10 protein-coding genes are annotated in these 14,844 nt (G+C 39.1%); 5 read left to right on the top strand and 5 right to left on the bottom strand.

Features of this window, described 5'->3' with window-relative positions; genetic code table 11:
• Position 1 precedes the first annotated feature (1 nt).
• Together H5159_RS08825 and H5159_RS08820 are read right to left on the bottom strand one after the other, a co-directional pair.
• Positions 2-1,162 carry a lipopolysaccharide assembly protein LapB gene (locus H5159_RS08825; protein WP_024596092.1) on the bottom strand — a complete coding sequence of 387 codons (1,161 nt, stop codon included), beginning with the start codon at positions 1,160-1,162 and terminating at the stop codon, positions 2-4.
• Between the two features lie 49 nt (positions 1,163-1,211).
• The gene (locus H5159_RS08820) at positions 1,212-2,345 is read right to left on the bottom strand and encodes a PepSY domain-containing protein (protein WP_039486942.1); all 1,134 of its coding nucleotides are present in this window, start codon (positions 2,343-2,345) and stop codon (positions 1,212-1,214) included.
• A 290-nt stretch (positions 2,346-2,635) separates the two neighbouring features.
• On the opposite strand from H5159_RS08820, the gene H5159_RS08815 reads away from it, so the two are divergent.
• Both H5159_RS08815 and H5159_RS08810 read left to right on the top strand, forming a co-directional pair.
• On the top strand, positions 2,636-3,250 hold the full coding sequence (locus H5159_RS08815) for a PQ-loop repeat-containing protein (protein ID WP_033013459.1): 615 nt from the start codon (positions 2,636-2,638) through the stop codon (positions 3,248-3,250).
• A gap of 72 nt (positions 3,251-3,322) precedes the next feature.
• Positions 3,323-4,111, top strand: coding sequence for a PhzF family phenazine biosynthesis protein (locus tag H5159_RS08810; protein ID WP_182696057.1), 789 nt, complete (start codon positions 3,323-3,325; stop codon positions 4,109-4,111).
• A gap of 67 nt (positions 4,112-4,178) precedes the next feature.
• Here H5159_RS08810 and H5159_RS08805 read toward each other — a convergent pair whose 3' ends face one another.
• Positions 4,179-6,686, bottom strand: a complete 2,508-nt coding sequence (locus H5159_RS08805) for a zinc-dependent metalloprotease (protein ID WP_182780156.1) — start codon at positions 6,684-6,686, stop codon at positions 4,179-4,181.
• A gap of 288 nt (positions 6,687-6,974) precedes the next feature.
• Between H5159_RS08805 and H5159_RS08800 the strand changes: the two genes are divergently transcribed.
• Together H5159_RS08800 and H5159_RS08795 are read left to right on the top strand one after the other, a co-directional pair.
• Positions 6,975-8,153: an efflux RND transporter periplasmic adaptor subunit gene (locus H5159_RS08800; protein WP_182780155.1), complete on the top strand. Its 1,179-nt coding sequence runs from the start codon at positions 6,975-6,977 to the stop codon at positions 8,151-8,153.
• A gap of 14 nt (positions 8,154-8,167) precedes the next feature.
• Positions 8,168-11,323, top strand: coding sequence for an efflux RND transporter permease subunit (locus tag H5159_RS08795; RefSeq protein ID WP_182696054.1), 3,156 nt, complete (start codon positions 8,168-8,170; stop codon positions 11,321-11,323).
• Between the two features lie 114 nt (positions 11,324-11,437).
• On the opposite strand, the gene H5159_RS08790 is transcribed toward H5159_RS08795, so the two are convergent.
• Both H5159_RS08790 and H5159_RS08785 read right to left on the bottom strand, forming a co-directional pair.
• Positions 11,438-11,890: a cytochrome c gene (locus tag H5159_RS08790; RefSeq protein ID WP_024595584.1), complete on the bottom strand. Its 453-nt coding sequence runs from the start codon at positions 11,888-11,890 to the stop codon at positions 11,438-11,440.
• Positions 11,891-11,982: 92 nt separating this feature from the next.
• On the bottom strand, positions 11,983-12,453 hold the full coding sequence (locus H5159_RS08785) for a DUF2721 domain-containing protein (protein WP_007377300.1): 471 nt from the start codon (positions 12,451-12,453) through the stop codon (positions 11,983-11,985).
• A 197-nt stretch (positions 12,454-12,650) separates the two neighbouring features.
• On the opposite strand from H5159_RS08785, the gene H5159_RS08780 reads away from it, so the two are divergent.
• The gene (locus tag H5159_RS08780; RefSeq protein ID WP_182780154.1) at positions 12,651-14,825 is read left to right on the top strand and encodes a S9 family peptidase; all 2,175 of its coding nucleotides are present in this window, start codon (positions 12,651-12,653) and stop codon (positions 14,823-14,825) included.
• The last annotated feature ends 19 nt before the right edge of the window (positions 14,826-14,844 follow it).

The raw sequence follows: 14,844 nt of genomic DNA, 5'->3' as shown, positions 1-14,844 counted from the left end.
GTTACTTATCCATCTGCAAGGATAGTAACTTAGCTTGATATACATCGATTTTTTGGTTATCACGTTCTAGTTCGATAGCTTTCTCAAGCAAGGTTTGTGTTTGTTTAATATTACCTTGTTGATAGCGAACTTTTGCGAGTTCCAAGTACAACTCAGCAATGTAAGGCGCTTTAGTAATAGCTTGCTCAAGGTGTGCTTTAGCCTGATGAGCATGGCCAGCTTGTAAGTTGTTTTTAGCGATTACTAGTAATTCATATGGGTCTTTTTCTTTATTAACTAATTGTGACGTGAGCTCTTTAACAAGCTCTTTGTCGCCTAATTTTTTAGCTAAAAGCTGATAGTTGCTGATTAAATTAATGCTTATTTCATTATTACTAAGTGCTGTTTGATAGATATTTTTAGCGCTTTGTAAATCACCTGCCCGACGATGCAAAACGCCCGCTATATTAAATAATTCAGGATCATTGGGAGTGTATTTGTTTGCTTGTAAAATAAGTGAGTAAGCAATATCCAGCTGTTTGTCTGCTAGCGCTGTTGCAGCTAAATTACTGTAAAACTTAGAAACTAAATCGTTATAATCTGCACTGCTTGAATAAAAGCTGCGACGGGTAGGAAAGTAGTCGATTAAGGTGCCCGCTCTGAAAAATTCAACAATATTATCATCTTTTTTCTCTACTTTTGGGGCGTATACTCTTGTTCTAAAGTGGCTTGCTACATAAACAACATTATTTTCTTTTGCGTATACAGGCTGACTTGTTACTTCTTGAAAGCTCGTTTCTAATCCGAGAGCTTGTGCATAGCTTTGTGTTAAAACAGCTAAGCTAATGCAGTTGCCTTGCGAAAGTTTTAAGGCTTGGGCTGAAGTAAGTGTATCGCCGTGGTATTTAAAGTTAGCTAAGTTGCTTTCGAGGTAGTTGTAAATAATGCGGTCATGACGGATTTCAGACTGTTTTTGTTTTTCGGCATAGGCTAAAAATTTTTCTTTTTCAGCATTTGGCAGCTCGAAAATACTGTACTCAGAAGGAGTGTCGAGTTTATTAAACAAAGAATGGTTTAATAGTTGTTCAAGCTCTATTTGTTGTTCTACTTGGTGAACCTTGGTTGTGTTACATCCAACTAAATATAAAAAAGTAATACAGACTGCTATTTTATAAAACATCATAAACCCACTCCATTGTTAAATTTTACATTACAATGTGGTGGGTTTTTAATCAAGCACTTGCTGTACTGCGTTTACTTGAGCGATTTTTTTGTGATTGTTTTTTACGTTTACGGCGGGTAAACCACAAGTAAAAACCAGTACCTGCTAGCCACACTGGGCTCAAACCAATTACGCACCACAGTATTTTACTTATTAGCCCTGCAAAGTAGCCAAAATGAAGTTTTCTAAAGCTATCAATTACTTGCCAGCCAACGCCAACTTCGCGAATATCCCAGTTAGTTAAATGTTCGCCTGTTTGCTTATCGTAGCTAACCGTATTGGCATATTCGCTCGCAAGTGGGTTATTTGTATCGACTTCGCCGAATAAGGTGATATTTTCGTCAGGCTCGAGTGGCATAACTAAAAACGTACCATTAAAAGTGGGTATTTGCTTTTTACTGTCATCGAGTATGTGTTGAAACGAAATATCGCTACTGTGCAAGTTTTTGGTTAGTACAAAGTGCTCTTCCTCAGCGTGTTCAATAACTTCGTGATACCACACCGCCCAGTTAAAGTAGCCACCTGTGATAGCTAAAATAATAATGATGGGCGACCCTATCACCCCCGTCATTTTATGAATGTCGCTAAGTACAATTTGCAGTGTTGCACGCCAGCGCACACTAAATAGGCGCTGCCAAAATTTACGATAAATAATAAGTCCTGTAATACCTAATACCAATAAAAACAGAGCAAAAAAGAAGCCTAGTACTGTGCCTGTTTGACCTGGCAGGTTTTTAAAGTCGTTAAGTAAAAAGGTGTAATGCAGTTCTAAAAACCAATCAGTAAAATAATGGCTGGTACCAACAGGCTCTGACAAAATGTCACCCGTATACTGGTTTAAATGAAACTTATACCATTGCTCTGTCCCGCGTTTAACTAAGTAAACCCGATCAGCAGTATCATCGTTAAATATCTCCCAACTACCTACTACATACTCAGGGTAAGCAAGCTCTGTTTTTGCGATTAATTTGTCGATTGGCATGCGCTCTGGCAGTGCTTTTACAACATAGTGACTGCTTGGCATAAGTAAGCCATCTATTTCACTTTTAAAAACTAATACGCTCCCTGTAATACTAATAACAATCAAGGGAATGAGAGCTATAAGAGCGATCCAACTGTGAATTTTAAAAAGAGTTTTTCTCATAGATAGTTTTATATATTGCAGTTAATGACTTGCGTATGATAACAACTATCATTTTCATTTAATAGCTTGTGAGTAGGTTTTCTATTAAATAGGTAAACCGTGAACTTAATTCTACGGTTTTTGTATACCTAGCTTTCCAGTACCTAAAATAAGAATATCTTATTTAGTTGAGTTAAATTTACGCGGCTCTACAATGCCGCGCTCATAGTAAAAGCCTTTTAAAAACAGATGTTTATTAAATGTTTTTATTTCTGTTTTTAATTAACATTTATATAACGAGCGAGGTTGCTTTGGCGCATTATTTGCCTATATTGTCTTCTTTTATTTTGGTTTTTAGTTTTTTACCATTACTAAACAAAATTCGAAAAAATCGTAGTGTCTCTGGTTTGTCACTATTAATGATGACGTTTGGATTAGCACAAAGCCTTTATTTTATAACCTACAATATTTTCTTTGAGCGCTATTATATTGCGTTACCATTTATTGTAACCGGTGCGTTAAGCGGGCTTATTTTATATTTTTTTGCACGTTTCAATGCAGCTAAACGAGAACGTGTACAGCTGGTTACTATGCTAGGTTTTTCGTTACTGCCTTTTTCACTGCTTTTAAATTCAAGCCTTGATACTGCAACGGTATTAAGCGCTTTAACGTATGTTGGTCTTGTGATGAGTTCGGTACGTGTTATGCCGCAAACTTATAAAACATTGCGTACGGGTAATGTGAGTAATTTAAGCGCGCGCTACTTTAGCTTGCAGTTTATTGCTGGTATTTGCGGCTTAGTTGTTGAGCTTACGACAGTTGCTCCAAGCACGGCGCACTTACTTATGTTTATTATGCTATTGCTTACCAATGCTGTGCAATTTGGTTGTATGCAATACTATAGAATGCGACCTGTAATGGCTTAAAGCAAAAATAAAAGTGCTAATTTAGTTTAGGTATGGCAGTTTTAAGCTATTAATCATTACAAAGTTTAAACAATGCAATTAGCTATTCATCAAATTGATGCGTTTACGAATGAGTTATTTAAAGGTAACTATGCGGCAGTGATCCCACTAGAATCGTGGTTAAGTGACGATTTAATGCTAAAGATTGGCGCTGAGAATAACGTATCTGAAACTGCTTTTACCTGCCTGCAAGACGATGGAAGCTTTGTTATTCGCTGGTTTTCGCCGTTGATGGAAATCAACTTTTGTGGTCACGCCACACTTGCGGCTGCCTATGTTTTATGTGAAGAGCATAATATATCGAAAATTCGCTTTGTTGCTGATGCGGTGGGCGAGCTAATCGTTAATAGAAACGCTGATGGCAGCTTTGCAATGACCTTTCCTAAACAAGCACCGATTGAGGTACAAAATGTACCGCAGCAATTGCTTGATGGCTTGTCTATACAACCGATTAAAGTGCTTAAAAATCGCCAAGCTTACTTTGCTATTTATGAAAATGCCGATCAAATACTTGAATTAAAAACTAACTCCGAGCTTTTAAAAGCGCTTTATCCACTAGATGTAGTGGCTACAGCACCTAGTGATGATTACGATTTTATATCTCGTTATTTTTGGCCTGCAAGCGGTGGCGATGAAGATTATGTAACGGGCTCAATTCATACTGGCTTGGCACCTTACTGGGCGCAGCAATTGGATAAAACTACGTTAAGTGCTTATCAGGCTTCAAGCAGAGGCGGGCATTTAATTTGCAAAGTGGATGATACAACCGTCACTTTGACCGGGCATGCTGTAAGGTATTTAAAAGGCACTATTTATATTTAAACTGTGAATTAAGTTATAAAAAAGGCCACGTAAATTGTGGCCTTGGTTTACTCAATTAATAGAGGTTTTATGCTTCTAGCGCTTTTGCAATTAAGCGATCAATATATTTCTTATGCGCTTTAGTTGCTGTATCTGCACCCCAAGCAACACTGGTATCGGCTATTTGAGTTAGCTGATATAACGCTGCTGTTTTAGCTAAGTTATCGTATTTGCTTGCTTTGCCAAGACCTGCAATTGCAATTAACTGGTTAACATACTCAATTTGTAAATTGTGACTAATAGAGTTTGCGTCTTTGTTTTTCACGAAAATGCTGGCGGTTAAATCTTCCATAAACTGAGTTAGGCTATATTCGTTACCGTACAAAGCAGTATCAGAAATACGCAGTAATACCGCTGGGTGTAATAGCTGTGCAAGTACAGACTTTTGCATTCCTAAAATCATTTGGTGTGCTTTAGGGTCTTCATTTTTGCCATAGTGATTAAAGCCACGACGTTGCAGCTGTAAGTAGCTATAAAGAGGTTGCATGTTTTGTAGTACATCTGGTGCAAATACAAACTTGGCTAGTATATCCATTGCTTGTGTTTGACGCTCAAGCGATACCGGTGTAAATGGTTTATCTGCATTTGTATCACCCACTACAGCGCGCTCAACGTATACGCCACCAATCTGGCGAGAAACCACACCTGCTTGAGCTCGGTACTGACCAAATAAGCTATTAGCAGAGGTAACAAGCTGTTGGTAAGACTCACCTTTAACCGTTGCTTTATCTTTTAGCTCAGTAAATAGTTTATTAATTAGTGCCATACGATCTGCGCCATAGGCAGCAGGGTTGGACGACAAATCACCAATCATTACACGTGGATCGATATGGCGACCTGGTGCGCGCATATCGTCTGCATCGTTACCAAAGGCAAGGGCATGTTCACTTGAACGAGCAAGTATTTTTTCAAGTCGAGCTTGCTCAGCAGCTTCATCTGCAAGCGCTACGCTGTAGCCATAGTTAATTGCCCAATCATCGTAAGGACCAGGTTTTGTTTGAAAAATATCACCTTGCTGCATACCAATTGGGGCAATGTTAGCGGGTGCATAATCCATAACAGAACCGGTTACTATGCCTTGTGTTTTGTTTTTATCGTGTACTTCTTTTTCATCCCACAAAATTGATGATTTCATATTATGGTTAAGACCTAAAGTATGGCCAACTTCGTGAAGTACCAATTGCGTTAGACCTTGGCGAAGCATTTCTTTATCTTCAATTTTGTCGCCGCTAGCAAGGCCTTTGGCAAGCATTAGATTTTGTTGAATCTCATGCCCAAGAGAGCAATTTAGCTCGCCGGTATTTGTTGTTTCACCGTGGCTCATTGTTCCTTGTGTGAAAAGTGTGTCGTAAATCCAGCGGTTTTTCATAAATACAAACTCAAGCATAATGTCTGAGCCCAGTATTTCGCCTGTTAATGGGTTAGCAAGTGCTGGCCCGTATCCGCCAAATGGAGGCTTAGGTGACGAAGTCCAACGCAGTACGTTGTAATTGATATCGCCCGCATCCCAGTCTGCATCGTCTGGTTGTACTTTTACCTCTAAGGCATTTTTAAAGCCGGCTTTTTCAAAAGAGGTATTCCACGTTAAAACAGCGTCACGAATAGTATCGCGCCATTCAATGGGTGTGGTGTTTTCTATCCACCAAGTAATTGGTTTTACTGGCTCTGAAAGCGCTGCACTTGGGTCTTTCTTTTGTAAGTCCCAGCGTTTTATAACATCTTGATAAGGTGCCCAATCGGTAGATGTCATTTGATCAAATTGATTTGTAAAATAACCAATGCGCGCATCATCCATACGTGGTGCGTAGTTATTGCTAGGTAGAGCGACAAACGAGTGCTGAACTTTTACCGATACGCTACGCGGGTCGCTTACTGCATTTGAGCCACGTACCGTTGGGCTTGGGTTAGTAAATACGTAATCAACAACTACGTCTAAGTTATTAGGATATGGACGCTGTTTAATAATGCGTGATTTTTTATCGTCTAGTTTACCTACTTTAAAGCGTTTTTTAGCGTTTTTATCTGCTGGATTTGGCGTAGGTGATACTTTATGAAGTGCTTCGCTTAAAAATAACTTATTTACATTAAATGCTATTTTACCGTCTTCTTCTTTTTCTATTTTAATGCTCGCAAGTACCGCTTCACTAATATTGGCATCACTCGCTTTTGAAATTGCACTGCTTTCGTCAAATTTGTAGCGAGGTGTTTTGCTAATAATATCGATACGGTCAAAGTATTTTCTAAATTCAATTAATTTAGTTTCGCGGTACGAACCACGATAATGGCCTGCATCTGTAACGCCATCGACAGTGTGCGCAAAATACACAAACGGCGTATTGAGTTGGGATTCGTTAATCACCATAAGGTGCTTACCGGTTTTTTCGTCTTGATAAAGGCTAAATATACCGGCAAATTCGGTTTGTCCTTTGATCATTTCGCTAAGTGTTTTTGACTCTTTTTCGTCTTTTTTATCGGCTGCAAATGCATGGCTGCCAAACGCTAAGCTAAGCGCAAGGGTGATGGTCGTTAATTTCATTTTGAGACTTTTAATATTTGTTAATTTAATTGGACTGTACGTAAATTAATTTAATTTCGCACATCTTCGCGATGAAATTTAAGTGTTTAACGCTAATAAACTGATATTAATGAATAAAAGTTTGTAACAAAATATAACGAATGAGGTGAGCTGCATGTGAAGTTATATTCTATAGCCCTAAATAGCAGCGGTTTATATGTATTTGCAACAGTTGCTTACAAATGTCACCTTAATGTTTCATATGGCTCTGGTATTATGGCGTTAATAGAATTTTGGGGATAATAGGATATGCAAACAAATTCACTTAGATGGGTTTTTCCATTTGTAGCGCTCATTGTTGGTGTTGTTGGCTTTATGGGAATCAATGCCATTGCAAAAGATCCAGAAAAAAAAGAAGTAATTGATACTCGTCCAACAGTGCAAGTTGAGCCAGTGATTGCAAACGATCACCAAGTTATTATTAATAGCTACGGTGAAGTAAAGCCTCTTGAAAATACACTGCTCTCGGCGCAGGTGTCGGGCGAGGTGTTAAGTTGGCATCCTAATTTTGTAGCCGGTGGCATAGTTGCTCGCGGTGAAACCTTATTCACTATCGAAAAAGACAACTATGAAGCAGCAGTACTTGTTGCAGAGGCCGAGCTTGCTCGCGCACAAGCGGGTTTAATAGAGGAACAAGCTCAAGCTCAAGTAGCCGAAGACGAAGCCAAGCGCTTTCCAAGTAAAGCGCGCACAGATTTATTTTTACGTAAACCTCAAGTGCTCAGTGCACAAGCATCTGTTAAGTCGGCGCAAGCTGCATTAAAGCGCGCGCAACGTGATTTGGATAATTGTGATGTTACAGCCCCTTACGACGCATTGGTTATTAGTCGAAATATAGGTGTTGGACAATTTGTCACTATGGGTTCGCAAGTTGCTGAACTCAATAATATTGAGACCGCTGAAGTGATTATTCCTATAGCAGGGTTCGATAGCGTTTTTTTGCCAGAGCGTATTAAAGGTATTACCGCAACGATTATTCAAAAAGGCCTAAACAGCTTCACCCGTGAAGGTGTAATTGACCGCGATCTAGGGATTGTTGATAACGCTACGCGTATGAGCAGTTTAGTAGTGCGTATAGAAGACCCATACGGTCTTAAGAGTATACAACCAGCCATTAAGTTTGGTAGCTACGTACAGGTAAATTTTGCAGGTGCAATGCTCAATAATATTTACCGCTTACCGCAAGAGTTAGTTAATAACAAAACCGTATGGATCGTTAATGAAGAGCAGCAACTTGAGCCGCGCAAAGTCACAGTTATTCGTGAAGAGGGTGAGTACTTTTACATCAGTGATGGTTTGCAAGCAGATGATAAGTTGGTGATTACTTTGCCAGAATATCCGCAAAAAGGCATGGCTGTAAAAATTGCGGGCCTTCAAAATACTAAAAATACAGAGGCACTTGAAAATGCTTCCACTGAAAAATTATAAAGGTAGGCTGAGTTATGAGTAACACTGAACTACCAAATACAGCGCCTAACGCTGAAAAACAAACCGGTATTATTGCTTACTTCGCTAATAACTCCGTTGCTGCCAACCTAATGATGATTTTTATTGTGGTGATGGGAATTATTAGCTTTCTAAATATCCAACGCCAAATGTTTCCTAATGTAGAGATTAACTACATTAATATTGAGGCTAATTACCCCGGTGCCTCTCCTCAGGAAATAGAAGAAAGCATACTTATAAAAATTGAAGAGTCGCTAAAAGATGTGACCGAAATTAAAAAAGGTGTGTACAGGGCATTTAGAAATGGCGGTAGAGCAAGTCTTGAAATTAATACTGATGTAGAGCTGACCGATATACTCGATAAAGTTAAGTTACGGGTTGATGGTATAGCAACGTTTCCTGCCGGTATGGAACCGGTCACCATAAGTCAGGTTGAGTTTAGGCAAGATGTTATAGGTATGACGCTCGTTGCTGACTTGCCGCTTACTGAGCTTAAGCCTATAGCAAACCAAATAGAGGATGAGTTACTACAGCTATCTAACGTGTCGTTAGTGGTAAACGATGTTCCTCTTGATGAAATAGCAATTGAAATCGAACCCGATACGCTGCGTCAATATAACCTAACCCTTAGTGATGTAATGAATGCAGTGCGTCGTTACTCAGCTAACTTTTCGGCGGGGCAGCTAAAAACAGACGCAGGTGTTATTTCTGTTCGCGTCGAAAATCAGTTTTACTCTGGTGAAGAATTTAGGCAAATACCGGTAAAAATAGGGGCTAATGGCGCTAAAGTGTTACTGCAAGATATTGCCGTGATTAAAGATCAGTTCACTGAAGGTGAGCGTTACTTTAAATTCAATGGTGAAAATGCGGTTTATATATCGGTGAAAGCGACCGAAGAGCAAAGTATTATCCCAGTTGCTGATTCAGTAAAAGCATTTATAGAATTAAAAAATAAAGAGCTACCACTGGGGGTTCGCTTAGAGCCATTAATGGATATGACGTACTACTTAAATGCTCGCTTAGACATGATGGTTACAAACCTTATTCAGGGTGCTGTTTTGGTTGCAATTATGCTATCAATCTTTTTACGCTTTAAGTTGGCATTATGGGTAATGATTGGTTTACCAGTGTGCTTTTTGGGCGCAATGATGATGATGCCACTGTTTGGTGTAACCATTAATATTTTATCACTTTTTGCTTTTATTATGGTGCTAGGGATTGTGGTGGACGATGCCATTGTCATAGGCGAAAGTGCCTACACCGAAATAGAGAAAAAAGGCGGCGGTGTTGTTAATGTGGTTAATGGCGCAAAACGCGTAGCAACCCCTGCAACTTTTGGTGTACTAACTACCATTGCAGTATTTGCTCCATTTACGTTATCTACAGGCCCAGAAAGTGCCTTCTTTTATGGTATAGCTGTGGTGGTAATGCTGTGCTTGGTATTTAGTTTGATTGAATCAAAGTTGATATTGCCTGCCCATATTGCTCACACTCATTTTTCACCAATAAAAGAGGGGGGCTGGCGAGATCGGTTTAATACGCGATTTTTTGGTTTTGTAAATGGCCCATATAAACGCTTTGTTATACGTTGTGTTGAATGGCGTTGGTCAGTGCTATTTTCATTTATTGCTCTATTAATCGTAACCTTTGCTTTAATCTCATCAAATCAAGTTCGTACCGGGTTTATGCCAAAGATCCCGCATGACTACCCGCAAATAAATCTAGAAATGAATGACAATGTATCAGACATACAAACAATAAATGCTATTCGTGAAATAGAAGCGATGGTGATTGCGATTGATGAAGATACCGAACGCAAATATGGTCAAAAACTCATAAGAGATATTTTAGTATTTAACCAAGGGCGAACTGAAGCACAAGTGCTTGTTCCCCTTGTTGATGAAAGTATAAGGCCTTATAACGCGTTTGAATTATCACGACGTTGGCGCGAGGCGATGCCCGATATTGCCGGTGTTAAATCATTAACCATTTATGATGATGTAAATGGAGGGAGCAGTGACGGCGAATTTGGTTATTTATTATATGGCTCTGATATTGATACATTAAATAATGCAGGACGTCGTTTTATAGAGTTGCTGCAACAGCAAGAAGGTTTGTTTGATATTAGCTCAACAATAGATCCTGCAAGTAAAGAAGTGCAAATGAGCCTAAAACCGGTCGCTTACGATTTAGATTTAGACTTAGCTTCTATTGCAAATCAAGTTGGGGCAAGCTTTTACGGTGGTGAGGCTCAACGTGTTATTCGCCGAGGCGAGGAAGTACGTGTAATGGTGCGTTACCCTAAACTGACTCGAGAGGCATTTTCGTCACTTAAGCATGCGGTTGTTACTACCCCGCAGGGCCGTGAAGTACTGCTTGGTGATGTAGTTGAACTTACTGAAACACCAGGTATTAGTTATATCCGCCGTGAAGGGGGATATCGTACTGTGTATGTTTATGGAAACATAGATGAAGAAGTGATTGAGCCAAACGAAGTTGTAGATCAAATTAAAGAAAAGCTACTACCACAACTTAAAGAAGAATACCCAAGTGTTAAGTCAGAACTAGGTGGCGCCATTGAAGAGCAGCAGGATCAGGCTAATCAGCAGAAGATGTTTTTCTTCGGCGGTATGATTTTGGTGTATATTTTATTAGCCGTACCCCTTAAGAGTTATGCGCAACCACTTATTGTTATGTCGGTGATTCCATTTAGCTTAACGGGAGCAATATGGGGGCATTACTGGTTTGGTTTGGATATAACTTTAATGTCTGGCTTTGGTATTATTGCAGCAGCAGGGGTGGTTATAAACGACTCACTCGTTATGACCGATTATGTGAATCAAGCCCGTAAAACAGGTGTTAGTATTAAAAATGCTGTAATAGATGCCGGTTGTGCTCGATTCAGACCTATATTACTTACTTCAATTACTACATTTGCAGGTGTATTGCCCATTATGTTTGAAACAAGCTTGCAGGCTAAGTTTGTAATACCTATGGCGGTAGCGCTTGGTTTTGCAGTGATGTTTGCAACATTAATAACACTTATATTAGTGCCATGTTTGTACATTATATTAAGTGATATTGGTAAGGTGTTTACACGCATTTTGGGTGGGATTAGGACTGTATTTAAACGTCGTCCGCAGAAGGTTTAGCTCAATAAATAACATACGGGCTTAAATGCCGGGTACAAAAAAGCACTGAATGATTAACCATTCAGTGCTTTTTATCATTTGTTGTTACTACATTAAGTATTAAAACAACAATAATTAATCTTTAAATTGCTTATGGCAATCTTTACAGCCTTTAGCCCATGCACCAAAAGCTTTACCAATTACGGCCTTATCGCCTGATTGAGCCGCTACTGCTAACTCATCTGCGTATTGTTGGAATGCAGTTGCTTTTTTCATAAAAGTATCGTTTTCAGACCAAACAGCAGCAAGTGCAGCTGTGTCGCCTTTATCTGTTCCTTCGTAAAACGCTTCCCATGGCATTTTTGAAAGTGCAGCTGCGTTGTTAGCACGCTTTTTAAATTGCTCTGCGTCAAAAGGTACTTTACCTTTTAGCATTGCGCCCATGTCACCAATTTGTACTGAGATCATTGAAAACGCTGCTTGGCGGTATTCAATCGCGTCACTTGGCTCTTTAAATGCAGAATTTGCCGATACGCTAAATGCACACGTTGCCAGCGCTATTGTTGCTAATACTTTTTTTAATTTCATGTTTGCCCCTGTTGAAAATTGTAATTCTTAATTCGGTATCTTGTATCTAACATCGTATTTATTCAAGTGAATACGATAGATTTAACTAAAACTTAATCGTTTATATCAATATCTGCAAATATCATCCCGCGACGCATGCTTCTAGTTGCTAAGAATACCTCACCAAGTAACGACATAAATGCACATATGAGTAATGCCATTGCTGCTACAAAACAACAAGCAATAGTCACGCCTAAGTTTATAGATTGAATGTGCGATAAAAATAACAACATAACCACAGCGCATACAAGTAATGCGCTTAATACACTTAAACTAAAAGCAATATGAATACATCGAGAACGCTTTAAAAGAGCGCGCAGCTCTGTAGCGAGTGATTTATTAAAGTCCTCGTCAGTACTTACTTTTAATCTGCGTTCTAACTGACGTGCCCTATCGGTAATACGTGCCAAACGATTAGATAAAACACCTAAAGTAGCGGCAATACCCGTGATCAAGAATACTGGGGCAACAGCTGTTTGAATTACTTTAGCCATAGTTAAAATATTTATTACTTCGTTATTCATTCCTACCCTTAATCAGTTGAGCTTGAAAATGACTTATATATCTACAGAGTACCTGATGTAGGCTTATTAAGAAAAGAGGAATTACGTTGATTTACTTTACATAGCTTCACAAAGTAAATCACAACACAGGTTATTTTTAGGTATATTTAATTACTTAATAAAAAATAAAAAACAAAAAACAACAAGGACTTTGACTGATGAAACGTACTCCATTCGCACTTGCTGCATTATCGCTAGCTATTTTAAGTGGCTGTAATCAAGCCCCTGAAGAAACCAAAAAAAATAATACACAAGTTAAAACGGTTCAAGTAGCCCAAGCTATTGCCCCAGTTGCTAAAAAAGTGCCTCATGAGATGACTATTCATGGTGACACACGTGTAGATAATTACTATTGGTTACGTGATGACGAACGTAAAGCGCCAGAGGTGATTAACTATTTAGAAGCTGAAAATACATACACAGATGCAATGCTTGCACATACCAAAACGCTGCAAAGTGAATTGTTTGAAGAGCTAAAAGGGCGTATCCAAAAAGACGATGATTCAGTCCCAGTTAAAAACGGTGATTATTTTTACTCAACGCAAACACGTGGCGATAACGAGTACACTACTTACTTACGCAGCAGCGATTTTGCAGGTACCGATCAGCAAGTTATTTTAGATGTAAATGAGCTTGCGAAAGGCCATGATTATTATGCAGTAAGTGGCTTAAATGTAAGCCCGAATGGCAATTTAATGGCTTATGGCGAAGATACTGTTAGCCGTCGTATTTATAGTATAAAAATAAAAGATTTAACAACCGGTAAATTACTCGAAGATGCACTTGAGGGCACCAACGGCGGTATAGTTTGGGCAAACGATAATAAAACGGTTTATTACATTAAAAAAGATTTACAAACTTTATTAGGTTATCAGGTTTATCGTCATACATTAGGTACACCACAAGCTGATGATGAGCTAATTTACGAAGAAACTGATACCAGTTATTACATGGGTATCAGTAAAAGCAAAGATGAGTCAGAAATTTATATTTGGCACAGCAGCACAGCTGCATCAGGCGTATCGGTACTAAGTGCTGATGATGCTAAGGCAATGCCTAAACGCTTAATTGAGCGCGAAGCAGGGCTTGAATATGAAATATCTAAACTAGGGAATACTTACTACATTGTAACTAACTTAGATGCTGTAAATTTTCAGCTGATGAAAGTGGATATTGATAAAGCTGGTGACAAAGCAAATTGGCAAAGTGTGATCCCAGCGCGCGATGATATTAAGCTCGAAGGCATTGATTTATTTAATGACTACTTAGTTTACCAAGAGCGTGCAATGGGCCAATCAAAGTTGATTGTGCGTGATTTAAAAACAGGTAAAGAGTTACCACTGAGCTTTAACGATAGCGCTTATACAATTGGTACTTATGGTAATAACGATATAGATAGCAGCACGTTACGTGTTTACTACACAAGCATGACCACTCCAAGCTCATCGTACGATGTAGATTTAGCGACTGGCGATAAAAAACTACTTAAACAGCAAGCTGTATTAGGTGATTTTGATGCTGATAATTACGCCTCAGAGCGTATTTTTGTAACAGCACGTGATGGCATAAAAGTACCGGTAAGCTTAGTTTACCGTAAAGACTCGTTTAAAAAAGATGGTACTAACCCGCTACTGCAATACGGTTACGGCTCTTATGGCGCAACCATGGACCCTACTTTCTCAAGCACGCGTTTGAGTTTACTTGACCGTGGCTTTGTATTTGCAATTGCCCATGTACGTGGCTCGCAAATGCTAGGTCGTCCTTGGTACGAAGACGGCAAGCTACTCACTAAAAAGAATACGTTTAATGACTTTGTTGATGTAACTAAAGCATTGGTTTCTCAAAAGTATGGCGCAAAAGATGAAATATTTGCGTTAGGTGGCAGTGCTGGTGGCTTATTAATGGGCGCAGTAGCAAACCAAGCACCTGAGCTTTATAAAGGCATGGTTGCTGCGGTACCATTTGTTGACGTAGTAACCACTATGCTTGATGCAAGTATTCCACTTACAACAAATGAATACGGTGAGTGGGGTAATCCGAACGAAAAAGCGTACTACGATTACATGCTGTCTTACTCACCATACGACCAAGTATCTAAGCAAGCATATCCTAATATGCTAGTGACGACTGGCTTGCACGATTCACAAGTTCAATACTTTGAGCCTGCAAAATGGGTTGCTAAGCTGCGTGACTATAAAACTGATGACAATAAGTTATTGTTTAAAATAGATATGGAAGCAGGGCACGGTGGTGCATCAGGTCGCTTTAAACGCTTAGAAGATACCGCGCTAAACTATGCATTTATGCTTGATTTAGCGGGTATTAAAAAGTAGTGAATATTTATATTTAAAT

This window comes from Pseudoalteromonas sp. SG43-1, from assembly GCF_014164415.1.
Classification (GTDB): domain Bacteria; phylum Pseudomonadota; class Gammaproteobacteria; order Enterobacterales; family Alteromonadaceae; genus Pseudoalteromonas; species Pseudoalteromonas distincta.
The sequence above is the reverse complement of the archived record's forward strand: the minus strand, read 5'-3'. Positions and strand labels throughout refer to the sequence as shown.